Origin of the sequence: Streptomyces sp. CB01881 (genome assembly GCF_002953255.1) — a bacterium.
Classification (GTDB): domain Bacteria; phylum Actinomycetota; class Actinomycetes; order Streptomycetales; family Streptomycetaceae; genus Kitasatospora.
Genome location: NZ_CP026498.1, coordinates 9,489,790 through 9,515,808, shown reverse-complemented (window position 1 = coordinate 9,515,808; position 26,019 = coordinate 9,489,790). Strand labels below are relative to the sequence as shown.

Genomic DNA, 26,019 nt, shown 5'->3' with positions numbered 1-26,019 from the left:
CGACCGCACCCGACCGCGGCCGTCGTGCGGGCGTCAGGCGACGTGCAGGGTGAGCTCCGCGGTGTGCAGCCGCCCGGCGGTCTGGAACTGCAGGAAGACCCTCCAGTTCCCGGCCGAGCCGAGCATCGCGTAGAGGGTCAGCTCCGGCCCGCCGTGGTCGCCGTCGGTCCCGCCCGTCGGGTGCACGTGGGCCAGGGCCTGGTCGCCCTCGTGGAAGGCGGTCAGGTGGGCGTAGCTGTCCAGGTATGGCTGGAGGTCGGTGACCGGCCGGCCGTCCTCGGTGACGGTGACGGTGAGCTGGAGGGCGCCGGCCTTCGGCTCGCTCCGGAGGGCGACGGTGTAGCCGTCGACGGTGGTGCTGCCGGCCGCAGCGGGCAGCGGCACCGGGGCGGTGGACTCGCCGGCCACCTTCACGACGCGGCTGAGCACGATCTCGCTGCCCCTGCGGGCGCTGCTCTCCGGCACGAACGAGGCGTACATCCGCCAGGTCCCCGGGGCGAGGGCGGTCAGGTCCGCGGTCCAGGTGCCGTCGGCGGCCATCACCGGGTGCAGGTGCTGGAAGCCGGTGAGATCGGTGCGGATCGCGTAGAAGTGCAGCTTCCTGGTCTGGTGCACGGCGAAGTCGGTGACCGGGCGGCCGTCCGGGCCGGTGATGGTGAACGGGTAGGCCACCGCGCGCCCGGCGGGCAGCTCGGCGGTCGCGGCGTCCAGGCGGTAGCCGTCCCGTTCGGCGGCCAGGCCGTCGGCCGCCGGTCCCGTGCCGGGCGTGCCCGCCGTGTCCGAGGCCGCCGCGCCGGCCGCCGCGCCGGGTGGTGCGGCCATCGCGCCGTGGTCCATGCCGGGCATGCCGGGCACGCCGTCATGTGCGTCGTGCCCGCCGCGCGCGGACGAGGCGCACGCGACGAGCCCGGCGACCAGCAGCAGCGGCACGCAGGACGCCAGGGCCCAACGGCGGGAGAGCGAACGAGGATCAACGGACATCGACAGGTCTTTCCCGTGGGAACACGCCGGGGAGGGCGCGTGGACGATCGGATACGCGCGGCCGGACCGGTCGTCCTCCCCTCTCGCTCCGCGGACCGTGCCGGGCGGGGGCACCCGTCCGGCGACACCGTGAACGCCGGGAGGAATCCGCCCCCACCACACAGGAGACCCGCGCCGCGCGGCCCGATAACCGAAACCCGGCTGCCCGGCCCGGCGCCTGGGCCTTCCGCCCGCCCGGCGGGGTGTCCCGGCCGGGCACCGGACACGCCCCGGCCCCGCCGAGTCCGCGTCGGCGGGGTCGAGCCGTGTCCGTCACCGGGCCTGGCGCCGCAGGCACCCGGGCGGGTGGTGTCGGGCCTCGGCCGGCGCACGGGCCCGAGGTCAGCGCACGGTCCTGCGGTCCGCGCCGGGCGCGGCGTGCGGAGCGGCGCGGCCCGGGTCGCCCTCGGGCGGAGCGGTGCGGGCCGAAGCCGGCCAGGACCGGGCGGAGCCAGGTGCAGTCGTCCGGGCCGGGAGCGGTGCGGCCGGGTGGGTGTCGCCGGCCGGCCGGGCGGCGACCGGGGCGGGGGCCGGTGCCGGCACACGGGCGGGCAGTGCGAGGCGGGCGCCGACCGCACCGAGCAGGCAGACACCCGCGCCGACCAGGCAGGCGAGGTGGAAGGCGTCCATGAACGAGGTCTGGACGGCGGCCAGCAGGTCGCCGCGCCCCAGGGTCGTCGCGGTGCCGAGCGCGGAGGCGACCGAGCCCTCGGCGGCGTCGGTCGTGCGCGGGGGCAGGCCCGCGAAGGAGCTGGTGGCGAGCCGGGCCGCGTAGAGGGAGGTGAAGACGGAGCCCAGGACGGCGACGCCGAGCGTGCCGCCCGCCTCACGGGTGGCGTCGTTGACCGCCGAGCCGACACCGGCCTTGGCCGGCGGCAGCACGCTCAGGATCGACTCGGTGGCCGGGGCCGTGGTGAGCCCGAGGCCGAGGCCCAGCAGCACCATCTGGCAGACGACCTGCGGGTACGGGGTGAAGGCGGACGAGGTCGCGATCCATGCGAACGAGGTGCCGAGCAGCACGAGGCCGGCGGTGACCACGGCGCGCGTGCCGATCCGGGTCGCCAGGGCGACACCGCCGAGCGAGCCGAGTGCGATGGTCAACGCGACCGGCAGGATGCGCACACCCGTGGAGAGCGCGCCGTAGCCGCGGATGAACTGGAAGTACTGGGTCACCAGGAAGATGAAGCCGAAGAGGGCGAAGAAGGCGAGGGTTACCGACCCGCTGGCGGCCGAGAACGCCGGCGTGCGGAAGAGCGTCAGGTCGATCATCGGATGGGCCCGGCCCCGCTCGACGAGGACGAACGCCGTGGTGAGTGCGACGGCTGCGGCGAAGCCCGCCACCGTGGCCGGGGCGCCCCAGCCGCGGTGGGGGGCCTCGATGATCGTGTACACCAGGACGCCGACGGCCGCCGAGGAGCTGACCAGGCCGGGCAGGTCCAGGCGCGCCGAGGCCGGGCTGCTCGACTCCGGCACCCAGGCCCAGGCCGCCACCAGGGCGATCAGGGTCACCGGAACGAGGGCCAGGAAGACCGAGGGCCAGCCGAAGTGCGCCAGCAGCAGGCCGCCGGCCACCGGGCCCACCGCGACGCCCAGGCCCGTCACGGCACCCCACACCCCGATCGCCTTCGCGCGGGAGCGGCGCTCGGGGAAGGTGTTGCTGATGACCGAGAGGGTGGTCGGGAAGATGGCCGCCGCGCACGCTCCCATCGCGAAGCGCACCGCCACGAGCGCGCCGGGCGATCCGACCGCGCTGCCCAGCGCGCTGGTGGCGGCGAAGCCGCCGAGCCCGAACAGCAGGGCGGGCCGGCGGCCGAACCGGTCGCCGAGCGAGCCCGCCGTCAGGACCAGCGCGGCGAAGGCCAGGTTGTAGCCGTCGACGACCCACTGCAGGTCACGGGTGGTGGCGTTCAGCTGCCGGCTCAGGTCGGGCAGTGCGACGTTGACGATCGTCGTGTCCAGGTTGATCGCGAACGCGGCCAGACAGACCGTGGCCAGGACGAGTAGGCGTCGGTGGGGGGAGAGGGCGGTCATGGCACACACTCCATTCGCCAGGAATGTTGACAGCGGTAACATGCGCTGATTGACACGTTTCCAGCCAAAGTGGACACTGTCAACACATGGCCTGAAACGGGGTGGAACCTTGGAGAATCGGACATATCATCACGGCAATCTCCGCGAGGCCCTGGTCACCGCCGGCGTCGCCCTCGCCCGCGGGGGCGGGCCCGACGCCGTCGTCCTGCGCGCCGCCGGACGAGAGGCCGGCGTCTCCCACAACGCCGCCTACCGTCACTTCGCCAGCCACGAGGACCTCCTCGCCGCCGTGGCCGCCCGCTGCATGGACCGACTCGGCCGGCTCATGATCCAGCGCACCGCCGAAGCCGCCCCCGCCGAACCCGAGCCCCTCGCCTGGGCGAGACTCGAAGCCGTCGGCCGTGCCTACATCGACTTCGCCCTCACCGAACACGGCTGGTTCCGTACCGCCTTCTGCGGCGCCACCCCCGACCCCGGCCGCCACCCCGGGGTGCGCCCCGAACCCGGGACCGACCCGTACCTGCTGCTCTCCGCCCGCCTCGACGAACTCGTCGACACCGGAGCTCTCCCGCCCGAGCGGCGCCCCGGTGCGGAGTACGGCGCCTGGTCCGCCGTCCACGGCCTCGCCCACCTGCTCACCGACGGCCCCCTGCACGACCTGCCCCCCGACGAGGTCCGGCGCGCCGTCGACACCGTCCTCGCCACCATCGCCCGCGGCCTGTGACCGTCGCCGGACGCGAACCGCCGTCCGGCAGGCAACGGGGCGCGGGCGACGATCCGTCCGGTGTCCGCCCGCCGTCCGCCCGCTGTCCGCCCGCCGTCCGTCCGCTCGCCGGCGCTACGAGCCGGGCAGCGGCCGGACGGTCAGGATCTGCTCGGCGTGGCCCACCGGGCCGTCGAGGTCGTGCAGGACGGAGCTGGTGCGGCCGTGGCCGGCCGGTCCGAAACTGACCGTGGTGTCCAGGCCGGTCCACGGACCCCGGGGCTGCCGGTGGAGGTGGATGGTCAGGTCGAGGTTGGGGAACATCCACGCGGTGGGCTGCTGCTGCACGGCTATGCCGTTGGCGGTGTCCACCAGGGCGAGGTAGGACGCGAGCGGGGTGCTCGGCTCGTCGGCGACCAGGGACACCCGGCTGGAGACCCAGGCGAGGGAGCGGCCCGGCCGGGCCGCAGTCCGTCGGACCTCGATGGAGGAGACGTAGCCGCCGTCCCACTGCTCGCCCATGTTCCACGGGGCGGCGGCCTCGGGCGGGGCGACCCGCTCGTGGGGGCTGTCGGCGACCGCACCGGTGTCGGCCACGGCGAGCAGCCAGGCCCGGGCCCGGACCACCGCGCGGTCGGCGATGAGGACGACGGCTTCGAGCAGTTCGATGGTGCGGCCCGGCCGCACGCTCTCGACCCTGATCTCGCACTCGTCGAGGGCGATCGGCCCGAGGATGTCGTAGCTGATCCGCGCCAGGGCCAGCCCGTCGTCCGCGCGCGCGGCGCGGAAGCGGTCGATCGCGTGGGCGACGAGGCCCGCCAGCGGGCTGAAGTGCTGTTCGTCGGTGTTCCAGGCGCCCCCCGCGTGGGCCGTGGGCTTGTAGCGGTGCTCGTCCGTCCGCTGGTAGTAGCTGTCGGGCGCGACGGTGCCGGTGATCACGGGACGGTTCTCCTCGGGGGGATCGCAGGGCGCGGGACACGACGGGGCGTTCGATCTTGCGGGTGCCCGCGCCGAGGATCGTAGGGGGCCGAACGGCCCGGGAGTTGAAAGGGTGAGGGATGCCACACCGCATCGAGGCGCCGGCCCTCTCCGCCGTCCGCGAGACCGGCTCCGTGACACCCGCCCGCCGGACCGATCCCGGACCGATCCCGGACCGATCCCGGACCGATCCCGGACCGACCCCGGGTCGATTCGCGAGGAGCCGCTCAGCCGCGACCCGCACCCGGGGCCGAGTGGGTGGCCCGGTAACGGCTGGGCGGGGTGCCGCGGTGGCGGGTGAACGCGCGGGAGAAGGCGAACTCGGAGGTGTAGCCGACGCTGTTGGCGATGCGGGTGACGGAGTCCTTGGTGTCCCGGAGCCTTCGTGCGGCGATCTCCAGGCGCCAGCGTGTGAGGTAGGCCAGCGGGGGCTCGCCGACGAGGCGGGTGAAGCGGCGGGACAGGGTGGCCCGGGAGACGCCGACCTCGCGGGCCAGGGCGTCCACGGTCCACGCCCGCCCGGGTCCTTCGTGGATGAGGGAGATCGCGGCGGCGACCTCGGCGTCGCGCAGGGCCGCCCACCAGCCGGCGCCGCGGTCCGGGGCGTCCCGGGAGGCCTCCCACTGGCGCAGGACGTGGACGAAGAGGACGTCGACCAGCCGGTCGGTGATGGTCTGTGAGCCCGGCGCCGGGTCGGCGAGTTCGGCGGTCAGCATGCGCAGCGTCTCGGTGAGGTCGTGCCGGCGCGCCGAGGGGTCGGCACGCAGCAGCAGCACCGGCGGCAGGGTCAGCAACGGGTGGGAGGCGTGGGTGTCGAAGCGGTAGCCGCCGCAGACGAGGCTGGTCCGGGGCCCGGGGCCGGGGAAGTCGATCGGTGTGCCCGGTCCGCTGCGCTGCGCCCGGGTGACGTCCTCGAACCGGACCGTCGGTCCCGTCGGGTCGCCGGCCATCACGTGGCCGGTGCCGGCCGGGAGCAGGACGAGGTCACCTGCCGTCAGGGGGAGTGGGCCGGCGCCCGGCAGGCGCAGCCAGCAGCTGCCCCGGGAGACGTGGTGGAAGACGGCCGAGGGCAGGTGCGGGAACTCGATCCCCCACGGCCCGGCGGCATGCACCCTGGCGGTGACGGTGCCGCCGATCTTCGTGGCGGACAGCACATCGGCGAGGACATCCATACCCGCACACTACCTGCAGTGAGACGAACGGACAGGAATCCGCCTCGGACAGGCATGGAAAGGCTCAACTGCGCGGACATAGCGTCACCTTCATGGCACACACCACAGTCGTTCCGGTACCGGTCATGGGCAAACACAACGTCAACGCCTTCCTGCTGCTGGGCCGTAGGGCCGTCCTGGTCGACACCGGCATCCCGGGCAGCGGTGCGAAGATCCTGGCGCGGATCGCCGAGCACGGCATCGAGCCCGGCGACGTCTCGGCGATCGTCATCACCCACGCCCACATCGACCACTTCGGATCCGCCGCGGAACTGCGCCGGGCCACCGGGGCCCCGGTGGTCGCGCACATCGCGGACATCGGGCCCTACACGACCGGCCGGATCCGGGAACCGTACCTTCCCACCGGGCGGTTCGGCCGTTTCCTGGACCGGCTGGACGCCTTCCACGAGCATGCGGAACCCTTCCGGCCGGACCTGCTGGTCGACGGGCCCACGACGTTGTACGAGCACGGCGTCGACGCCCGGATCATGCCCACCCCGGGGCACACCGCCGGGTCGATGTCGGTGCTCACCGACGCGGGCGATCTCGTCGCGGGCGACCTGGTCGCCACCTCGTTCCTCGGCACGGCCCGCCGCAGGCCGGCCAATCCGCCGTTCCACGACGACCCGGTCGGCAACCTGGCCAGCCTGCGGGCCATGCTCGGGCTGAAGCCCACCACGCTGCACGTCGGCCACGGCGGGCCACTGGACCCGGCGCGGGTGGAGTGCTGGGCGGCCCGGGAACAGCACCGGCTGGACAGGCTCGCAGCGCGCGGCCTGCTGCACACCCGGGCGGAACCGGCTCCTCGTTGACCGGCCGACCGGCCGGCGTTCGACAGGGCCCGTGCCGCGACCGGCCGGCCGAGGTGTTCCCGCTGCCGGCGTCGACCCTCCGCGGAGACGGAGTCCGAGCGGATCGGGGCCGGGGCGGCGGGAGCGCGCCCGGGGCGTGACGCCGGCCTGCTCCGTGTGGATCCCACGAGTGGTGGGCGTCTCCCCGTCGACGCACGCTGGCCGTGCAGTGCCCGTACGAACCACGCGGCGGCGGGCAGAACCACGCAGTGCCGTCCCCCTGCGCGGACGTGAGAGAGACGAGATCACATGAGGGAACAGGGCATCGGTCCGGTCTGCCTGCCGTCCGTTCGCGGGACCGGCGGGACCGGCGGGTCCGGACGAAGACGGGTGGGGCACCGGTCCGCGCGGCGGCGTTCCGGGGGTGCGCGCAGCGGGGTGGCGCTCGCCGCAGCCGGTCTGGCCTTCCTGGGTGTGGCCGGCCCGACGCCGAGCAGTGCGCTGTCACCGCCCGTCCGTGAGCCCCTGTCAGGGGCCCCGGTGCGGTTCGTGCCCGGTCCCTGTCCGCAGACGCCCGAGCCGGTCCCCGGGCGGTGCGGGTTCCTGGAGGTGCCCGAGAGCCGCGAGCCGCACGAACACGGCGGGCGGGGCGGGCGGACGATCCGGCTGGCCGTGGCGGTCATTCCGGCCGTGTCGGCGAGGCCGGCCGCGGAGCCGGTGGTGTTCATGGAGGGGGGACCCGGCGGCGACGCCTTCGGGAGCATCCCCTTCCTGGTCGATTCCGGTGTGAACCGCGACCACGAACTGATCGTCATGGCGCAGCGGGGAACGCTCCACTCACGGCCGAGCCTCGCCTGTCCGGAGATCGACCGGTTCAACGCGACCGCCGTGGGGCTGCGGTACGACGCGCCGTCGACCGGGCGGCTCCTGGTACGCGCGGCCCAGGAGTGCCGTGACCGGCTGACGGCCGACGGGGTCGAGCTGAGCGCCTACAACACCACCGAGAACGCCGCCGACTTCGCGGACCTGCGCAGGGCGCTGGGCATCGGGCGGTGGAACGTCTACGGGTACTCCTACGGCACCGAGCTGGCCCTCACCTACCTGCGTCGGCACCCCGAGGGGATCCGCTCGGTGGCGATCGACTCGGTCGTACCCCCGCAGATCGTGAGCCTGCCATGGACCTGGGACAGCGCCCGGGAGGGGATCGGCGCGATCTTCGCGGCGTGCGCGGCCCAGCCCCTGTGCAGGAACCGCTACCCGGACCTCCCGCGCACGCTGACGGAGCAGGTCCGGCGGCTGGAGGCGCACCCCCTCACGGTGAGCGCGCAGCCTCCGGGAGGAGGCAGCCCGGTGAGGGTCGTCCTCGACGGGGGCGCGCTGGTGAACCTGCTGGTCGCCAACGCCGTCAAGGCCGTTGACGTCCCCGCTGCGCTCGACGAACTCGCGCACGGGAATCCGGAGCGCTTCGCCCGCGCCCAGGCCGCCGGCGCGACGCCCGTCATCGGCGAGGTCGCCCACGGCCTGACGCAGTCGGTGGCCTGCAGCGAATGGGTGCCGGGATACTCGGAGGCCGATCTGCTCCAGGCAGGGCGCCGGGCCTTCCCCGGATGGCCGGACACGGTCCTGGCCCAGGCCCCGCAGCTGCCCTTCGAGCACGACGTCTGCCGCGCCTGGAACGTCCCGGACCGCACCGCCGTCCAGCGGGTGGCCACCCGCAGCGACGTGCCGGCGCTCGTCGTCTCCGGAACCTTCGACGCGAAGACCGGGGCGAGCTGGGGCCCGTACACGGCCCGGACGCTGTCCCGCTCGACCACCGTGCTGATCCCGGGAATCGGCCACTTCGTCGTGCCCCAGTCGCCCTGCGCGCAGAGCGTCCTGGCCTCCTTCCTCGCACGCCCGACCGCGCCCGACACCGCCTGCGTGGCGGGGCTGGAGCCCAAACCGTTCACCATCACCCCTGAGCCGGAGACCGCATGATGCCTGTCCGCCCACCCCACCGCCGTCGCACCGTACGACGGCTCCGGACCACGCTGGCCGGGGCCGCGGCCGGTGTCCTCCTCACCGGCCTCGCCGCCCTGCCCGCCCAGGCCGAGGCCGGTGCCGCAGAGCCACTCGGCACGGTCGCCAGGACGGCGGGCCACGCCCGGTTCGAGCCGGGCCCCTGCCCGCGGACGGCGGACCCGACCCCCGAACTGGAGGGGGCCCGCTGCGGAACGCTCACGGTGCCCGAGAACCGTTCCCACCCCAGGGGGCGGAGGATCACCCTCGCGGTCGCGATCGTGCCGGCCACGCAGAAGCGGGCGCCCGACCCGATCGTGTGGCTCGCCGGCGGCCCCGGCGACGACGCGAACTCCGAGATCCGGATGGCGGTCAACGGCGGCCTGAACCACGACCGGGACGTGATCTTCATGTCCCAGCGGGGGACCTACTCGGCCGACCCGGCCCTCACCTGCCCGAACATCGACCAGTTCAACGCGGACTCCCTCGGCCTCGTCTACGGCGCGCCGTCCACCGGGCGCCTGCACGTCGAGGCGACGCAGGCCTGCCGCGACCGGCTGGTGGACCGCGGAGCCGACCTCGGCGCGTACAACAGCACCGAGAGCGCCGCCGACTACGCCGACCTGCGCGTCGCGCTCGGCATCGAGCAGTGGAACGTGTTCGGCATCTCCTACGGCACCGACCTGGCGCTCCTCTACATGCGCCTGCACCCGGAAGGCCTCCGGTCGGTCGGCATCGACGGCGTCCTGCCACCGTCGCTGGCCGGCGGAGCCGTCACCTGGAAGGCCGCACGGGAGGGCTTCGACGGCATCTTCAAGGCCTGCGCGGACCAGCCCGCCTGCAACGACCACTACCCGGACCTGAAGGCCACCTTCGAGCGCCTCGTCAGTGAGCTCGAAGCCCGACCGGTCACCACCACCGTCACCGTCCCGGGCCGGCCGGAGCCGGTGGAGGTCGTGCTGGACGGCGGACTCCTGGTGGGCTGGCTGACCTTCGCCAGCCACCTGGCGGCCGGAGTGCCCCGCTCCATCGACGAACTGGCCCACGGCAACCCGCAGCGGATCGCCGAACAGCTGGCGGGGGGAAGGTACGATCCGGCGGCCATGGGAAGGGTCTCCCACGGGCTCGCCTTCGGCGTCTTCTGCAGCGAGTGGACACCGTTCGAGAGCGAGGCCGACGTGCTTGAGGCGGGGCGGCGCGCGTTCCCGTCGTTCCCCGACTCGGTGCTGGCCAACGCTCCGTTGCTCGCCTGGCTGCACGCGGACTGCCGCGCCTGGGACGTCCCCGCGGCGCCGCGCTCGGTCCGGGAGGTGACGCGCAGCGACATCCCGACGCTCGTCCTGTCGGGCGGTTTCGACTCCCAGACCGCACCGAGCAGCGGGCCGTACGCCGCCCGTACGCTGAGCCGGTCCACCGAGGTGACCGTCCCCTACGTCGCCCATGTGGTCTTCGCCGACTCGCCGTGCGCGCAGTCGATCACCCGCTCGTTCTTCGACACTCCGAGCGCGCCGAACACGGAGTGCCTCGCGTGTCTTGAGCCGCCCGAGTTCGAGATCGGGGCCTGAGGACGTGCCGGCTGATTGACCGACCGCGTGGCGTGATGCACCGGCGGCGGTGTTCGCGGTCGAGCCGTCCGCGAACACCGCCGCCCTGTGTGTCTGCTCGTGCAAGCCTTCCTGCGACTCGTCGTCGACGGATGCCCGGTGGGCGGTGATCGAGCCTCCTGCGCCGGTGCGGGATCCGCGTCGGGCGGCGCCGGAGTCCCCGTGTCGGCTGATCGTCGAGACCGCGTTGTCGGCCGGTCACCCGACACTTTCCCGGCCGGTCCGGACGGCCGCGTCCGTTCGGCGTCAGGGGCGGGCCCCGGGCTCCGAGCCGGCTGCCGGCTCGGGCCGGACCCGGTGGCCGTACCCCCACACGGTGGCGGCAGCGAGGAGGGCGACGCCCCCCAGCACCATGACGGTGGCGGGGGAGGAGCGGTCCACCACGAGGCCGCCGGTCAGGGCACCGATCGACAGGGTCGCCTGGAAGGACGAGGTGAACAGCACACCGGCCGCCTCCGGGGCGTGCGGGGCCGCGGCGAGGAACCAGGTGAGGGAGCAGGCCGGTACGGCGCCGTACGCCGCGCCCCAGAGCGTCAGCAGGACGGCGGCGCCCGGACCGCCGGTGCACACGGCGCAGTTCCTGTCCCGGCACGGCCGGGGCGGGAGATCCGGCGGAGCCTGCGGACCGGCACCTTCGTCGCCGGCCCCCGTCCGCGGCCGGTACGGGCGTGCGGGCCGCCGCCGCCCGCGGCCCCGCCGCCGCCCGGGTGAACGGGCGGCGCGGCGGGCCGGACGGGGCGGGGGCGCGGCGGGTGCGGGGCCATGATCGCCGGGTTACCGGAGGCCCACATCGTCGGAGGCGGACATGCGGATCCTGCTCCTCGCCAGCGCGTTCAACAGCCTCAGCCAGCGGCTGTACGCCGAACTGCGCGAGCGGCGGCACCTCGTGGACGTCCAACTGGCTGGTGACGACGACGAGTTGCGGGCCTCGGTGGCCCGCCTGCGGCCGGACCTGCTGCTCGCCCCGATGCTCCGGACGGCGATCCCGCAGGACGTCTGGTCGGAGCTCACCTGCCTGATCGTCCATCCCGGCCCGCCGGGTGACCGCGGCCCGTCCTCCCTCGACCGGGCGATCCAGGACGGCCTGGCCGAGTGGGGCGTCACGGTGCTCCAGGCCGAGGCGGAGATGGACGCCGGGCCGGTCTGGGCGTGGGCGCCCTGCCGGGTGCCCGAGCGCGGCAAGAGTGACCTGTACCGCAACGAGGTCTCCGACGCGGCCGTCGCGGCCGCGCTGCTCGCCGTGGAGCGGGTCGCCTCGGGCTGCCACGCGCCGCAGCCGCAGCACGGCCCCGGCTGGCGGCAGACGGTGCGCACCCGGCCCCTCCTGCGGCAGGAGGAGCGCCGGATCGACTGGGCCGGCGACTCCACCGAGGTGGTGCTGCGCAGGCTCCGCGCGGCGGACTCCCAACCCGGGGTGCTCGACGCGCTGTGCGGCGGCGAGTGGTACCTGCACGGCGGGCACCGCGAGCCGGTGCTGCGCGGCCGTCCGGGCGAACTGCTCGCCACCCGCGCCGGCGCGGTGTGCCGCGCTACCCCGGACGGCGCAGTGTGGATCCCCGAACTCCGCCGCCGCCGTACACCCGGCGGGCCCGCGACCTTCAAACTCCCGGCCGTGACGGCGCTCGGCGCCCTGCTGCCGCCCGTCCCGGAGGTGCCGGTGCCGCTGATGCCGGGCGGGAGGGAGGGCGCCGCGTGGTCGGACATCCGCTACCGGGAGGACGGCCCGGTGGGCTTCCTGCGGTTCTCGTTCCCGGGCGGGGCGATGTCCACCGACCACTGCCGGCGGTTGCTGGAGGCGTACCGTTTCGCCGCCGCCCGCCCGACCTCGGTGCTGGTGCTCGGCGGCGGCCGGGACTTCTTCTCCAACGGCATCCATCTCAACGTCATCGAGGCCGCGCCGGACCAGGCCGCCGAGTCCTGGGCCAACATCACGGCGATGGACGACCTGGTCGCCGAGGTCCTCACCACCACCGACCGGCTGGTGGTCGCCGCCGTCGCGGGGAACGCGGCGGCCGGCGGGGTGATGCTGGCCCTGGCCGCGGACGAGGTGTGGTGCCGCCACGGCTCCGTTCTCAACCCGCACTACCGGTTGATGGGGCTGTACGGCTCGGAGTACTGGACGTACACCCTCCCGCGCCGGGTGGGCGCGGCGGAGGCCGAACGGCTGACCCGTCAGGCGCTGCCGGTGTCCGCGGCGGCCGCCGGGCGGATCGGCCTGGTCGACCGGGTGCTCGACTGCGGGCCGCAGGAGTTCGGGCCGAATGCGGCCCGCCTGGCCGGGCTGCTCGCCGCCTCGCCCACCGCCCAGCGCCGGATCGCGGCGAAGAAGGCCGCCCGCGAGGCCGACGAGCGGGCCAAGCCGCTGGCGGCGTACCGGGAGGAGGAGCTCGCGGTGATGCACCGGCAGTTCTTCACCCCCGAATCGCCGTACCACGCGCTGCGGTCCGCGTTCGTGCGCAAGCGCCCCGCGCCCGCCGGGTCCGCCGCGCGGATGTGACCCGAACGGCCCCGCCCGCTTGCGGCGCCCGGGTGACCCCTTCGGCTTTCCGGACCGGCGTTCGATCCGAACCGTTGCTATGACTTGTCTTCGAGCCATTTCGTCCGGCTCCCATCCCCGAGGAGGCATCCTCATGGGTGCTGCAACAACCGACACCGACGTGGTGCACATTCTCTGGATCAACGCCGGCCTCAGCTGCGACGGCGACTCCGTCGCACTGACCGCCGCGATGCAGCCGAGCATCGAGGAGATCGTCACCGGCGCGCTGCCCGGCCTGCCGAAGGTCGCGGTGCACTGGCCGCTGATCGACTTCGAGTGCGGCCCGGTCCAGGGCGCGGACAACTTCGTCGAGTGGTTCTTCAAGGCCGACCGCGGCGAGGTCGAACCGTTCGTCCTGGTCGTCGAGGGGTCCATTCCCAACGAGAAGATCAAGAAGGAGGGCTACTGGTGCGGCTTCGGCGACGATCCGGCCACCGGCCAGCCCATCACCACCAGTGAGTGGCTGGACCGGCTCGCCCCCAAGGCGACCGCCGTGGTGGCGATCGGTACCTGTGCCACGTACGGCGGCATCCACGCGATGGCCGGCAACCCGACCGGCGCGATGGGCGTGCCGGACTACCTCGGCTGGGACTGGAAGTCCAAGGCCGGGCTGCCGATCGTCTGCGTGCCGGGCTGCCCGATCCAGCCCGACAACTTCGCCGAGACGCTCACCTACCTGCTGTACCAGTTGGCCGGCTCGGCGCCGATGATCCCGCTCGACGACAAGCTGCGGCCCGCCTGGCTGTTCGGCGCCACCGTGCACGAGGGCTGCGACCGCGGCGGCTACTACGAGCAGGGCCAGTTCGCCACCGACTACGGCACGCCCGAGTGCCTGGTGCGGCTCGGCTGCTGGGGTCCGGTCGTCAAGTGCAACGTCGCCAAGCGTGGCTGGATCAACGGCGTCGGCGGCTGTCCGAACGTGGGCGGCATCTGCATCGCCTGCACCATGCCGGGCTTCCCGGACAAGTTCATGCCCTTCATGGACCCGCCGCCCGGCTCGCGGGTCTCCTCCGGTGCCAGCACCGCGTACGGATCGCTGATCCGGCGGCTGCGCACGATCACCCGGAAGACCGTCGACAAGGAACCGAAGTGGCGCCGCACCGGCCGCCACCTGACCACGGGCTACCGCCCGCCCTGGTGACAGGCGAGGGCCGCACACCGACCGGTGTGCGGCCCCGTCGGCCTCCGCCCCGCTCGTAGACCCCGTAGACCCCGTAGACCCGTAGACCTCGTAGACCCCCCTAGACAAGGACACGCAGACACGATGGCAACACCGACGACCAGGGCGGCCGGCGACGGCAGCGGCCTGACGGAGATGTCCTGGGACCCGATCACCCGGATCGTGGGCAGCCTCGGCATCCACACGAAGATCGACTTCAAGCAGAAGAGGGTCGCGGAGTGCTACAGCACCTCCTCGGTCTTCCGCGGCTACAGCGTCTTCATGCGCGGCAAGGACCCGCGCGACGCGCACTTCATCACCAGCCGGATCTGCGGGATCTGCGGCGACAACCACGCCACCTGTTCGGTCTACACCCAGAACATGGCGTACGGCGTGAAGCCCCCGCACCTGGGCGAGTGGATCATCAACCTCGGCGAGGCCGCGGAGTACATGTTCGACCACAACATCTTCCAGGAGAACCTGGTCGGGGTCGACTACTGCGAGAAGATGGTCCGCGAGACCAACCCGGGCGTCCTGGAACTGGCCGAGCGCACCGAGGCCCCGCACGCCGGCGACCACGGCTACAAGACGATCGCCGACATCATGCGCTCGCTCAACCCGATCGAGGGCGAGTTCTACCGCGAGGCGCTCCAGGTCAGCCGCTACACCCGGGAGATGTTCTGCCTGATGGAGGGCCGCCACGTGCACCCCTCCACGCTCTACCCGGGCGGCGTCGGCACGGTGGCGACGGTGCAGCTGTTCACCGACTACCTGACCCGGCTGATGCGCTACGTCGAGTTCATGAAGAAGGTCGTGCCGCTGCACGACGACCTCTTCGACTTCTTCTACCAGGCCCTGCCCGGCTACGAGGAGGTCGGCCGCCGGCGGGTCCTGCTCGGCTGCTGGGGCAGCCTCAACGACCCGGACCACTGCGACTTCACGTACCGCAACATGACGGACTGGGGCCGCAGGATGTTCGTCACCCCCGGTGTCGTCGTCGACGGCAAGCTCGTCACCAACGACCTGACGCAGATCAACCTCGGCATCCGGATCCTGCTCGGCAGCTCCTACTACGAGGACTGGCAGGGCAAGGAGCTCTTCGTCACCCACGACCCGCTGGGCAACCCGGTCGACCCCCGCCACCCGTGGAACCAGCACACCATCCCGCAGCCGCAGAAGCGCAACTTCGACGACAAGTACAGCTGGGTGATGTCCCCGCGCTGGTTCGACGGCAAGGACCACCTCGCCCTCGACACCGGCGGCGGCCCCCTCGCGCGGCTGTGGTCCACCGCCCTGTCCGGGCTGGTCGACATCGGCTACGTCAAGGCCACCGGCCACAGCGTCCAGATCAACCTGCCCCGCTCGATGACCAAGCCCGAGGTCACCTTCGAGTGGAAGATCCCGCAGTGGAGCAACGCCATCGAGCGCAACCGGGCCCGCACCTACTTCCAGGCCTACGCGGCCGCCGCCGCCCTGCACTTCGCCGAGAAGGCGCTCGACGAGGTCCGCGCCGGGCGCAGCCAGACCTGGGAGCGCTTCGAGGTGCCGGACGAGTCGATCGGCTGCGGCTTCACCGAGGCCGTGCGCGGCGTGCTCTCGCACCACATGGTGATCCGCGACGGCAAGATCGCCAACTACCACCCCTACCCGCCCACCCCGTGGAACGCCAGCGTCCGCGACAGCTACGGCACGCCGGGACCGTACGAGGACGCGGTGCAGAACACGCCGATCTTCGAGGAGAACTCCCCGGAGAACTTCAAGGGCATCGACATCATGCGCGCGGTGCGCAGCTTCGACCCCTGCCTGCCCTGCGGCGTGCACATGTACATCGGCGGGCGCACCCTGCAGACCATGCACGTGCCCACCGGCCTGAGCGGGCTCACCGCATGACGGCCGAACAGACCGGGCTGCGGATCCAGGAAGCCCTGGACGCCCTGGCCGGCAGCGGCGCCGAGCACGCGGGCGAGCAACTCGTCCGCGACCTCATGGAGTTCTACGGCGAGGGCCTGGCCAGGCTCGTCCCGGCCCTGCCCCCGCCCGCCCTGGAGCAGATGCTCGACGACCCCGCGGTGGCCGGGCTGCTGCTCCTGCACGACCTGCACCCCGAGGACGTGACCGCCCGGATCGACCGGGCGCTCGCCAACCTTCCCGAGCGGATCGAGGTGCTCGGCTTCGAACCGGACACCGGCACCCTGCGGCTGCGCCGCACCGCCTCCGGCTGCGGCTGCGGGGAGCAGGACGTCGAGGCGGCACTCGCCTGCCACGCGCCGGAGGTGACGGCCCTGGAGCTGGAGCGCGCCCCGCAGCTGCTCCAGATCGCCACCCGCCCTCCGCAGCCCGCGGAGGCCCGGTGAACACCCGCCGGGTCTCCCGCGACGGGACCGTCCTGCTGCGCCGGCTGCGCGAGCCGGCACCGCCGCGGCCCGAGCGGTGCGCGTTCTGCGGCCGGGACCTGCCCGCCGGCCACCGGCACCTGGTGGACGTCGAGGAACGCGCCCTGGCCTGCACCTGTACCGCCTGCAGCCTGCTGTTCCAGCAGCCGGGCGCGGCCGGCGGCCGCTTCCGCACCGTACCGGACCGCTACCTCGCCGACCCGGAGAGCGGGTTGGACGAACGGGCCTGGTCGGTACTCGGAATCCCGGTCGGCACGGCGTTCCTGTTCCGCAACGCCGCCCTGGACCGGCTGCTCGCCTTCTACCCCGGGCCGGCCGGCGCCACCGAGAGCGAGGTGGACGAGGAGGCCTGGGAACGCGCCCTCGGCGCCAGCCGGCTGGCCGCAGCCCTGGAACCGGACGTCGAGGCGCTGCTGCTGCGCCGCACCGACCGGAACGTCGCGTGCTTCCTGGTGCCGATCGACGTCTGCTACGAGCTGGTCGGCCGACTGCGGAAGTGCTGGCACGGCTTCGACGGCGGGGCCGAGGCGCGGGCCGAACTCGACGCGTTCTTCGGACGGTTGGCCGCCCGGGCCCGCCCGCTGCGCGCGGAGGTGACGGCATGAGTGAACGGAGTGAGCGAACCATCGAGAGGTGCGCCCTCGGCTTCACCTGCACCGGCGTGCGCTCCGACCCGTACGCGGCCGCGCCGACCCTGGTGTTCCGGCTGCGGATCACGGCGCCGGCCGACACCCGGGTGCACGCCCTCGCCCTCCAGTGCCAGCTGCGGATCGAACCGGGCCGCCGGTCGTACGCCGCCGCCGAGGGCGGCCGGCTGACCGACCTGTTCGGCGAACGGGAGCGCTGGGCCTCCACGCTCAACCCGATCCAGTTCGCCACCGTGCCGCTGCTGGTGCCCGGCTTCGACGGGGAGACCGAGGCCGACCTGACGGTGCCGTGCAGCTACGACCTGGAGGTGGCCTCCGCCCGCTACTTCCGGGCGCTGGACGGCGGCGAGGTGCCGCTGCTGCTGCTCTTCTCCGGCACCGCCTTCGCCGGCCCCGGCGGCTTCCAGGTCACCCCGGTGCCCTGGGACAAGGAAGCCCGGGTGCGGATGCCGGTACGGGTGTGGCGGGAGGCGATCGACCAGCACTTCCCCGGCTGCGGCTGGCTCCGCCTGCCCGGCGACGTGATGGACGACCTGGTGGCCTACCGCTCCCGGCGGGCCCTGCCCTCCTGGGAGGCGACCGTGCGCGAACTGCTCGCGGCGGCGGTCGAGGAGGGCGTCCGGTGAGCGCCTTCCCCGACGGGATCGAGCGCGGCTTCACGGCCGCCCGGCAGATCGCCGACGCGGTACTGCTGGAGGGCTACGTGCTCTACCCGTACCGCGCGTCGGCGGCCAAGAACCGGTTGCGCTGGCAGTTCGGCGTCCTGGTGCCGCCCGAGTACACCCTGCAGGGCGGCGAGCACTCCCACCAGCGCACCGAGTGCGTGATGGAGGCGCGCCGGGGCGACCGGCTGGCGGTCGAGCTGCGCTTCCTGCGCGTTCAACGGCGAACCGTCGAACGGGCCACCGCCACCGGCGGGTTCGAGCCCGTGGAGCGGCTGGAGCTGGCCGACCGGGTGCTCGTCGAATGGGACGAGGGCGTCGAGGAGCGGATCGAACTCCTGCTGCCGGTCGAGGAATTGAGCGGCGAAGGAGTGCAGCGGGGGTTCCGGCTGCCGGGCGTCGGCACGACGGAGCTGCTGCACGAGCACGGCACGCCCGTCGGACGGCTGGTGCGGCGGCGCGAACGGGTCGACGGCATGGTGCGGTTGAGGGTCGAGGAGCTGCCCGGCCCGTACCAGGCACAGCGCCTGACGGCGGTGGTGGAGAACACCTCCGCGTGGACCCCGCACCGGCGCGCCGGCCGCGAGGAGGCGCTGCCGCGCTCCCTGGTCTCCGCCCACCTGCTGCTCGGACTGGAACGCGGCGGCTTCCTGTCGGTCACCGACCCGCCCGAGTGGGCCCGGCCGGCCGTCGAGCGGTGCCGCAACGAGCGCACCTGGCCCGTCCTGGCCGGACCGGACAGCGGGCACCAGGTGATGCTGTCCTCGCCGATCATCCTGGAGGACCACCCGCGGATCGCCCCGGAGAGCCTCGGCACCCTCTACGACGCCACCGAGATCGACGAGATCCTGGCGCTGCGGACGGCGGCCCTGACCGAGGACGAGAAACGGGAGGCCCGGGGCACCGACGAGCGGGCCGGGGCCGTGATCGACCTGGCCGAGACCATGCCGCCCGAGGTGCTGGAACGCCTGCACGGCGCCATCCGCGGGCTGCGCGAGGTCACCGGCGGCGCCGGCGACGCGGAGCAGCCCTGGTGGGACCCGGGCAACGACCCGCAGGTCGACCCCGAGCGGGACCGGGTGCTGGTCGACGGCCACCCGGTCGGCGCCGGCAGCCGGGTGCTGCTGAGACCAGGACGGCGGCGCACCGACGCCCAGGACCTCTTCCTGGACGGGCGCACCGGCGTCGTGGAGGCGGTGCTGCACGACGTCGACGGCTCGGTGCACCTGGCCGTCACCGTGGAGGACGACCCGGGCGCGGACCTGTGGCGGGCGCAGGGACGCTTCCGCTACTTCCAGCCCGACGAGGTGACCCCGCTGGAGGAGTCGTGAGCGAGCGCGCCGTCGAGAGGTGTGCGTTGTGCGAGGCGCCCGGCGGGGGAAGCGAGGTGGGCACATGAGTGAGCGGAGCGAGCGAGTCATCGGCAGGTGTGCGTTGCGCGAAGCGCCCGGGGAGCGAAGCGAGGTGGGCGCATGAGTGGGAACAAGGTGCTGGTCGCCGGGGTGGGCAACATCTTCCTCGGCGACGACGGGTTCGGGGTCGAGACCGTCCGGCGGATCCGTGCCCACCCGCTGCCGGACGGCGTCGAGATTGTCGACGTCGGCGTGCGCGGCGTGGACCTGGCGTACCGGCTGCTCGACGGCTACCGGACCGCCGTCCTGGTCGACGCCACCTGCCGCGGCGGGGTGCCCGGCACGGTCTACCTCATCGAGGCGGCCGCCGAGCCGTTGGAGGCGCCGGTGCTGGACGGGCACCGGATGGGGCCGGACGCCGTGCTCGGGCTGCTCGCCACGCTCGCCGCCGGCACCGGCGGCGAGCCGCCCGGGCGGGTGCTGGTGGTCGGCTGCGAGCCGGCGTCACTGGAGGAGGGAATCGGGCTGAGCGAGCCCGTCGCCGCCGCCGTCGAGGAGGCGGTTCACGTGGTCCTGCGCGTCGTGGACGAGGCCACGCAATTGGAGAGGGAGACGACACCATGGTGAGGAAACTGTTCTGCGCGGCCCTGCTGGCGGGGATCGGCGCGCTGGTCTGGCAGAGCCTGCCGGACATCAGGCGGTACCTGAAGATCTCGCGGATGTGAGGCCCGGATTGCTGCGAACGGTGCAGCCCCGGGCGCAGTGGCGGCGCGGCTTCGAGCCGTGGCCGCCACTGCGGCCTGTAATGGGGCCCGTTGCCGTCCGCCCCGGGAAGGGACCGATGCACGAGATGTCGATCGCCGCCGCCGTCGTCGAGCAGGTGGACGAGGCCGCGCGCCAGCACGGGGTTCCCGGGGTGGCGCGGGTGCGGCTGCAGGTGGGCGAGTTGGCCGGGGTCGTTCCCGAGGCGCTCGACTTCTGCTTCGAACTGGCCTGCGCCGGAACGCTGGTGGAGGGCGCGGCGCTGGTCACCGAGCCGGTCGTGGCGCGGGCCCGGTGCGCGCCCTGCGCCGTCGAATGGCCCGTCGGCATGCCGCCGGACCTCGGCTGCCCGAACTGCTCCGGGGGCGGCGGCGTCGAGCTGCTGTCCGGGCGCGAGCTCCAGATCCTCGACGTCGAGTGGGCTCAGGAAGAGTCTTCCGGACACGCCCCGGCGCTGTGACGTCCGGGCCGAACAGAAAGGCTGACGCGATGTGTCAGACGGTCGACCTCCGCCAGGCGGTCCTCGCCCGCAACGACGACAGCGCCCGCGAACTGCGGGCGGCTCTGACCGCCCGGGGGACGGTGGCGGTGAACCTGCTGTCCAGCCCGGGCAGCGGCAAAACCGCCCTGCTGGAGGCCGAGTTGGGGCTGGCCCGGCAGCGCGGTGTGCCGGTCGCCGCGCTGACCGCCGACCTCGCCACCGAGAACGACGCGCTGCGGCTGGCCCGTTCCGGCGCGCCCGTGAAGCAGGTGCTCACCGACGGGCTCTGCCACCTGGAGGCGCGGATGCTCGCGGGGCACCTGGACGGCTGGCTGCCGCAGGACTGCCGGCTGCTGTTCGTGGAGAACGTCGGCAACCTGGTCTGTCCGGCCTCCTACGACCTCGGTGAATCGTTGCGGGTGGTGCTGGCCTCGGTGACCGAGGGCGAGGACAAGCCGCTCAAGTACCCGACCGCGTTCGGGCTGGCCAACCTGGTGCTGGTGACCAAGGCGGACCTCGCCGCGCCCGCCGAGTTCGACGAGGCGGCGTTCCTGGCGAACGTCCAGCGCGTCAACCCCGGGGTGGAGGTGCTGCACACCTCGGCCCGCACCGGCGACGGCGTCGGAGCGCTGCTGGAGCGCGCCCTGGCCGTACTGGACGGCGCCGGGGTGCACCGGCCGGTGATGGCGGCCCACCACGGCGGCGGTCACCACCACGACAGTGGTCACCACGACGGCGGTCACCACCACGACTCGGTGCGGGCGCCCCGGTGACGGCCGGCCACCCGGGACTCGACCGCGAGCGGCGGCGGGTCGCCGTCCGCGGCCTCGTCCAGGGGGTCGGCTTCCGGCCGTTCGTCTTCACCCTGGCCGGCGAACTCGGGCTGGCCGGCAGCGTCACCAACACCGGCGAGGGCGTGCTGGCCGAGGTCGAGGGCAACCGGGACGCACTCGACGCCTTCTGCCGACGGGTGGCCAGCGACGCACCGCCGCTCGCCCAGGTCGCCTCGGTCGAGCACGCGCCGCTCGCCGCCACCGGCGCCACCGGCTTCACCATCACCCCGTCCCGGGCCGACGGCCCCCGCGCCACCTTGATCCCGCCCGACGTCGCCGTCTGCGCCGACTGCCTGGCCGAGCTCGCCGACCCGGCCGACCGGCGCCACCGGCACCCCTTCATCAGCTGCACCAACTGCGGCCCCCGGCACACCATCGTGACCGGCCTGCCGTACGACCGGGCCAACACCACCATGGCGGGCTTCCCGATGTGCGCGGACTGCGCCCGGGAGTACACCGACCCCGCCGACCGCCGCTTCCACGCCCAACCCGTCGCCTGCCACGCCTGCGGTCCGCGCCTCGCGCTGACCGTCCCCGGCCGGGCCGATGCGGACGGGGAGGAAGCGCTGACGCAGGCCCGCCGACTGCTGGCCGACGGGGCGGTCCTCGCCGTCAAGGGCCTCGGCGGCTACCACCTCGCCTGCGACGCGCGCGACGCCCGGGCCGTCGCCCTGCTGCGCCGGCGCAAGCGGCGCGGCGACAAGCCGTTCGCCCTGATGGCCCGTCACCTCACCACCGTCGAGGGACTGTTGCCGGTCGGCCCGGTCGAGCGGGAACTGCTCACCGGAGCGGTCCGGCCGATCGTCCTGCTGCGCCGCCCCGGTGGGTCCGCCGCGCAACTCCCGGCGGTCGCCCCCGGCAGCCCCGACCTCGGAGTGATGCTCCCGTACACACCGCTGCACCACCTGCTGCTCGCCGCCCCAGGGCCGGACCTCCTGGTGATGACCAGCGCCAACCTCTCCGGCGAGCCGATCGTCACCGACGACCAGGAGGCGCTGACCAGACTCGCCCCGCTGGTCGACGGCTGGCTCCGCCACGACCGGCCGATCCACGTGCCCTGCGAGGACTCCGTGGTGCGGGTGGTGGACGGCGAGCAGCTGCCGCTGCGCCGCTCGCGCGGGTACGCCCCGCTGCCGCTCCCGCTGCCGGTACCCGTCCGTCCCGTGCTGGCGGTCGGCGGCGACCTGAAGAACACCTTCGCGCTGGCCCGGGACGGCTACGCCTGGCTGTCCGGGCACATCGGCGACATGGACGACCTGGCCACACTGCGCGCCTTCGACCGCGCGGTCGAGCAGCTCGGCATGGTCAGCGGGGTGCGCCCCGACCTGCTCGTCGCCGACCGGCACCCCGGCTACCGCTCGGTCCGGCACGCCGAGCGGACGGCCGCCGGCCGGCCGGTGCACCGGGTGCAGCACCACCACGCCCACATCGCCGCGGTGATGGCCGAACACGGACTGGACGGCGGCCGGCCGGTGCTCGGGGTGGCCTTCGACGGCACCGGCTACGGGGAGGACGGCGCGATCTGGGGAGGGGAGGTGCTGCTGGCCGACTACGACGGGTTCCGGCGCCTCGCCCACCTCGGGTACGTGCCGCTGCCGGGCGGGGACGCCGCCGTCGAGCGCCCGTACCGGACGGCGCTTGCGCACCTGCGGGCGGCCGGGCTGCCCTGGGCGCCCGGACTGCCGCCGGTCGAGGCCTGCCCCGAAGGCGAACTCAAGGCACTGGAACGACAGTTGGAGCGCGGGCTGAACTGCGTGCCGACCTCCAGCATGGGGCGGCTGTTCGACGCGGTGTCCTCGCTCGCGGGGGTCTGCCACCGGGCCGGGTACGAGGCCCAGGCAGCGATCGAACTGGAGGCGGCGGCCGCCGGGTTCGGCCCGGCGGCGGGCTACGGGTTCGGGCTGCTGCCCCGGGAGGACGGCTGGACCGCCGACCCCGGGCCGGTGCTGGCCGGGGTCGTGGCGGACATGACCGCGGGCGCCTGCGCCGGGCTGGTCGCCGCGCGCTTCCACACCGCGGTGGCCGACCTGGTCCGGCGGATCTGCGCGGCCGTCCGGGAGCGCCACGGCACCACCACGGTGGCCCTCAGCGGCGGCGTCTTCGCCAATGCGCTGCTCTCCTCGGGCTGCGCGCGCGGCCTCTGGGAGGACGGTTTCACCGTGTTGCGGCACCGCCGGGTGCCGCCCAACGACGGAGGGCTGGCGCTCGGCCAGCTGATGGTGGCCGCCCGGTCGGCCACCCGGGAGGAGTGAGAGCGGATGTGTCTGGCGGTGCCCGGCAGGGTGACGGAGATCGAGGAACGCGACGGGACCCGGATGGCGGTCATGGACTTCGGCGGGGTGGTCAAGGACGTGTGCCTGGAGTACCTGCCCGACCTTGAGGTGGGGGACTACGCGATCGTCCACGTGGGCTTCGCCCTCCAGCGGCTGGACGAGGAGTCGGCCCGGCGGACCCTTGGGCTCTTCGAGGAACTCGGGCTGCTGCAGGAGGAGTTCGGCGACCCCTGGGAGGCGGCGCAGGCGGCCGGGGCAGCCGGGGCGGTAGGGGTGGAACGAGGGGCCGAGGAGGCCGGACGGTGAAGTACCTGGAGGAGTTCCGCAACCCCGAGCTGGCCGAGGGGCTGCTCGCCGACATCAGGGCGACGGTCACCCGGCCGTGGGCGCTGATGGAGGTGTGCGGCGGGCAGACGCACAGCATCATCCGGCACGCCATCGACCAACTCCTTCCGGAGGAGGTGGAGTTGATCCACGGGCCGGGTTGCCCGGTCTGCGTCACCCCGTTGGAGGTGATCGACCGGGCGCTGGCGATCGCCGCCCGGCCGGAGGTGATCTTCTGCTCCTTCGGGGACATGCTGCGGGTGCCCGGCACCGACCGGGACCTGTTCCGCGTCCGCGGCGAGGACGGCGACGTCCGGGTGGTGTACTCGCCGCTCGACGCCCTGCGGATCGCCCGGGAGCACCCGGACCGGGAGGTCGTCTTCTTCGGCATCGGCTTCGAGACCACCGCCCCGCCCAACGCCATGGCCGTCCACCTGGCCAGGGAGCAGGGCCTGCGCAACTTCAGCATGCTGGTCTCGCACGTGCGGGTGCCGCCGGCCATCGACGCGATCATGGACTCGCCGGACTGCCGGGTCCAGGGCTTCCTCGCCGCCGGGCACGTGTGCAGCGTCATGGGCACCACCGAGTACCCGGCGCTCGCGGAACGCCACCGGGTGCCGATCGTCGTCACCGGCTTCGAGCCGCTGGACATCCTGGAGGGCATCCGACGGACCGTACGGCAGTTGGAGCGTGGCGAGCACACCGTCGACAACGCCTACCCGCGCGCCGTCCGGCCGGAGGGCAACCCGGCGGCCCGCGCGATGCTGGAGGACGTCTTCGAGGTGACCGACCGCCCCTGGCGCGGCATCGGCGTCATCCCGCAGAGCGGCTGGCGGCTCTCGCCCCGTTACCGGGACCACGACGCCGAGCACCGCTTCGACGTCGCGGGGATCGCCACCAGGGAACCGGCCGAGTGCCGGGCCGGCGAGGTGCTGCAGGGGTTGCTGAAACCCCACCAGTGCGAGGCCTTCGGCACCGTCTGCACCCCGCGCACGCCGCTCGGCGCCACCATGGTCTCCAGCGAGGGGGCCTGCGCCGCCTACTACCTCTACCGGCGGCTCAGCACGCCGGCCGTGCCCCAGGAGGCGAGTCCCGTTGGCTGACATCGAGACGCTGGTGGAACCCTCGGCCGCGCCCGACTTCTCCGGCTGGAGCTGCCCGCTGCCGCTGCGCGACCACCCCCGGGTGGTGCTGGGGCACGGGGGCGGCGGGGCGATGTCCGCCGAGCTGGTCGAGAACCTCTTCGCGCCCGCGTTCGGCGGCCCGGCGCTGGCGGGGCTCGGCGACTCCGCCGTACTGGAGCTGGGCGGCGCCCGGCTCGCCTTCTCCACCGACTCCTACGTGGTGCGGCCGCTGTTCTTCCCCGGCGGCTGCATCGGCGACCTCGCGGTCAACGGCACGGTCAACGACCTCGCCATGAGCGGGGCCCGGGCGGCCTACCTGTCCTGCGGCTTCATCCTGGAGGAGGGGGTGGAGATGGCCGTGGTGGACCGGGTCGCCCGGGCGCTCGGCGCCGCCGCCCGCACCGCCGGGGTCGAGGTGGCCACCGGGGACACCAAGGTGGTGGAGGCCGGGCACGGGGACGGCGTCTACCTGAACACGGCCGGCATCGGCCTGGTGCCGGCCGGGGTCGACATCCGGCCGCAGCGGGCCGTCCCCGGCGACGTGGTGATCGTCAGCGGGCCGATCGGGCTGCACGGGGTCGCCATCATGAGCGTCCGGGAGGGCCTGGAGTTCGGTGTCGAGGTGCGCAGCGACAGTGCGGCGCTCGGCGGCCTGGTCGAGGCGATGCTCGCCGCCACTCCCGACCTGCACGTGCTGCGCGACCCCACCCGGGGTGGCCTGGCGGCCTCGCTCAACGAGATCGCGATGGCGGCCGGGGTGGGCGTGGTGCTGAGCGAACGCGCCGTCCCCGTCCCGGATCCGGTGGCCAACGCCTGCGCCGTCCTGGGCCTGGACCCGATGTACATCGCCAACGAGGGCAAGCTCGTCGCCTTCGTCCCGCGTGGCGAGGCGGACGCCGTCCTCGCCGCGATGCGTGCCCACCCGCTGGGCGCGGAGGCGGTGGTGATCGGCGAGTGCGTCGTGGACCACCCCGGGATGGTCGTCGCCCGCACCGGCTTCGGCGGCACCCGGGTGGTCGACCTGCCGATGGGCGAGCAGCTGCCGCGGATCTGCTGACGTCGTTCCGGGCGGGGCGCCGACGGCGAGTGCTGCCGTCGGCGCCCCGCCCGGTTCGCCTCGGGCCGGCCGGGCAGGGC

The 26,019-nt window shown here is 73.9% G+C and carries 22 protein-coding genes and 1 pseudogene; 18 read left to right on the top strand and 5 right to left on the bottom strand.

The window, feature by feature from the left end:
* Window positions 1-33 precede the first annotated feature (33 nt).
* Both C2142_RS31165 and C2142_RS31160 read right to left on the bottom strand, forming a co-directional pair.
* A complete protein-coding gene (locus C2142_RS31165) occupies window positions 34-981 on the bottom strand; it encodes a hypothetical protein (RefSeq protein WP_148646167.1) in 948 nt (315 codons plus the stop codon).
* Between the two features lie 381 nt (window positions 982-1,362).
* Entirely contained in the window at window positions 1,363-3,051 is a 1,689-nt protein-coding gene (locus C2142_RS31160; RefSeq protein WP_148646166.1) for an MFS transporter, read from the bottom strand.
* Between the two features lie 109 nt (window positions 3,052-3,160).
* Between C2142_RS31160 and C2142_RS31155 the strand changes: the two genes are divergently transcribed.
* On the top strand, window positions 3,161-3,775 hold the full coding sequence (locus C2142_RS31155; protein WP_206671058.1) for a TetR/AcrR family transcriptional regulator: 615 nt from the start codon (window positions 3,161-3,163) through the stop codon (window positions 3,773-3,775).
* A 114-nt stretch (window positions 3,776-3,889) separates the two neighbouring features.
* On the opposite strand, the gene C2142_RS31150 is transcribed toward C2142_RS31155, so the two are convergent.
* Together C2142_RS31150 and C2142_RS31145 are read right to left on the bottom strand one after the other, a co-directional pair.
* Complete coding sequence (locus C2142_RS31150) at window positions 3,890-4,693, bottom strand: thioesterase family protein (protein WP_148646165.1); 804 nt, start codon at window positions 4,691-4,693, stop codon at window positions 3,890-3,892.
* A 266-nt stretch (window positions 4,694-4,959) separates the two neighbouring features.
* Window positions 4,960-5,904 (bottom strand): AraC family transcriptional regulator, encoded by a 945-nt coding sequence (locus C2142_RS31145; RefSeq protein WP_148646164.1) that lies wholly within the window; start codon window positions 5,902-5,904, stop codon window positions 4,960-4,962.
* 92 nt (window positions 5,905-5,996) lie between these two features.
* Here C2142_RS31145 and C2142_RS31140 point away from each other — a divergent pair, with 92 nt between their 5' ends.
* The 3 genes from C2142_RS31140 (at window position 5,997) to C2142_RS31130 (ending at window position 10,297) form a co-directional block, all read left to right on the top strand.
* Window positions 5,997-6,755 carry an MBL fold metallo-hydrolase gene (locus C2142_RS31140; protein ID WP_148646163.1) on the top strand — a complete coding sequence of 253 codons (759 nt, stop codon included), beginning with the start codon at window positions 5,997-5,999 and terminating at the stop codon, window positions 6,753-6,755.
* Window positions 6,756-7,460: 705 nt separating this feature from the next.
* Complete coding sequence (locus C2142_RS31135) at window positions 7,461-8,711, top strand: alpha/beta fold hydrolase (protein ID WP_241002884.1); 1,251 nt, start codon at window positions 7,461-7,463, stop codon at window positions 8,709-8,711.
* Entirely contained in the window at window positions 8,708-10,297 is a 1,590-nt protein-coding gene (locus tag C2142_RS31130; protein WP_241002883.1) for an alpha/beta fold hydrolase, read from the top strand. Before C2142_RS31135 ends, C2142_RS31130 begins: the two co-directional genes overlap by 4 nt.
* 285 nt (window positions 10,298-10,582) lie before the next feature.
* On the opposite strand, the pseudogene C2142_RS31125 reads toward C2142_RS31130, so the two are convergent.
* Window positions 10,583-10,888: pseudogene (locus C2142_RS31125) on the bottom strand (MFS transporter); the annotation flags it as partial.
* 253 nt (window positions 10,889-11,141) lie between these two features.
* Here C2142_RS31125 and C2142_RS31120 point away from each other — a divergent pair.
* The 14 genes from C2142_RS31120 (at window position 11,142) to hypE (ending at window position 25,939) form a co-directional block, all read left to right on the top strand.
* Window positions 11,142-12,833, top strand: a complete 1,692-nt coding sequence (locus C2142_RS31120; RefSeq protein ID WP_148646161.1) for an enoyl-CoA hydratase-related protein — start codon at window positions 11,142-11,144, stop codon at window positions 12,831-12,833.
* Between the two features lie 133 nt (window positions 12,834-12,966).
* On the top strand, window positions 12,967-14,013 hold the full coding sequence (locus C2142_RS31115) for a hydrogenase expression protein HypE (RefSeq protein ID WP_148646160.1): 1,047 nt from the start codon (window positions 12,967-12,969) through the stop codon (window positions 14,011-14,013).
* Window positions 14,014-14,136: 123 nt separating this feature from the next.
* On the top strand, window positions 14,137-15,921 hold the full coding sequence (locus tag C2142_RS31110) for a nickel-dependent hydrogenase large subunit (protein WP_148646159.1): 1,785 nt from the start codon (window positions 14,137-14,139) through the stop codon (window positions 15,919-15,921).
* Window positions 15,918-16,385, top strand: coding sequence for a thioredoxin (locus tag C2142_RS31105; protein ID WP_148646158.1), 468 nt, complete (start codon window positions 15,918-15,920; stop codon window positions 16,383-16,385). The genes C2142_RS31110 and C2142_RS31105 overlap by 4 nt, the downstream gene beginning before the upstream one ends.
* Before the next feature lie 32 nt (window positions 16,386-16,417).
* The gene (locus tag C2142_RS31100) at window positions 16,418-17,029 is read left to right on the top strand and encodes a DUF5947 family protein (protein WP_148646654.1); all 612 of its coding nucleotides are present in this window, start codon (window positions 16,418-16,420) and stop codon (window positions 17,027-17,029) included.
* Entirely contained in the window at window positions 17,026-17,697 is a 672-nt protein-coding gene (locus tag C2142_RS31095; RefSeq protein ID WP_148646157.1) for a DUF6084 family protein, read from the top strand. The genes C2142_RS31100 and C2142_RS31095 overlap by 4 nt, the downstream gene beginning before the upstream one ends.
* Entirely contained in the window at window positions 17,694-19,064 is a 1,371-nt protein-coding gene (locus tag C2142_RS31090) for a hypothetical protein (protein WP_148646156.1), read from the top strand. Before C2142_RS31095 ends, C2142_RS31090 begins: the two co-directional genes overlap by 4 nt.
* A gap of 141 nt (window positions 19,065-19,205) precedes the next feature.
* On the top strand, window positions 19,206-19,712 hold the full coding sequence (locus C2142_RS31085) for a hydrogenase maturation protease (RefSeq protein ID WP_148646155.1): 507 nt from the start codon (window positions 19,206-19,208) through the stop codon (window positions 19,710-19,712).
* A gap of 214 nt (window positions 19,713-19,926) precedes the next feature.
* On the top strand, window positions 19,927-20,307 hold the full coding sequence (locus tag C2142_RS31080) for a hydrogenase maturation nickel metallochaperone HypA (protein ID WP_148646154.1): 381 nt from the start codon (window positions 19,927-19,929) through the stop codon (window positions 20,305-20,307).
* A 29-nt stretch (window positions 20,308-20,336) separates the two neighbouring features.
* Window positions 20,337-21,101, top strand: a complete 765-nt coding sequence (gene hypB, locus C2142_RS31075; protein ID WP_148646153.1) for a hydrogenase nickel incorporation protein HypB — start codon at window positions 20,337-20,339, stop codon at window positions 21,099-21,101.
* Window positions 21,098-23,413, top strand: coding sequence for a carbamoyltransferase HypF (hypF, locus tag C2142_RS31070; RefSeq protein WP_148646152.1), 2,316 nt, complete (start codon window positions 21,098-21,100; stop codon window positions 23,411-23,413). The genes hypB and hypF overlap by 4 nt, the downstream gene beginning before the upstream one ends.
* Before the next feature lie 6 nt (window positions 23,414-23,419).
* On the top strand, window positions 23,420-23,740 hold the full coding sequence (locus tag C2142_RS31065; protein ID WP_148646151.1) for a HypC/HybG/HupF family hydrogenase formation chaperone: 321 nt from the start codon (window positions 23,420-23,422) through the stop codon (window positions 23,738-23,740).
* Window positions 23,737-24,861 carry a hydrogenase formation protein HypD gene (hypD, locus tag C2142_RS31060; protein WP_148646150.1) on the top strand — a complete coding sequence of 375 codons (1,125 nt, stop codon included), beginning with the start codon at window positions 23,737-23,739 and terminating at the stop codon, window positions 24,859-24,861. Before C2142_RS31065 ends, hypD begins: the two co-directional genes overlap by 4 nt.
* 10 nt (window positions 24,862-24,871) lie before the next feature.
* Window positions 24,872-25,939, top strand: a complete 1,068-nt coding sequence (gene hypE / locus C2142_RS31055; protein ID WP_148646653.1) for a hydrogenase expression/formation protein HypE — start codon at window positions 24,872-24,874, stop codon at window positions 25,937-25,939.
* Window positions 25,940-26,019 lie beyond the last annotated feature (80 nt).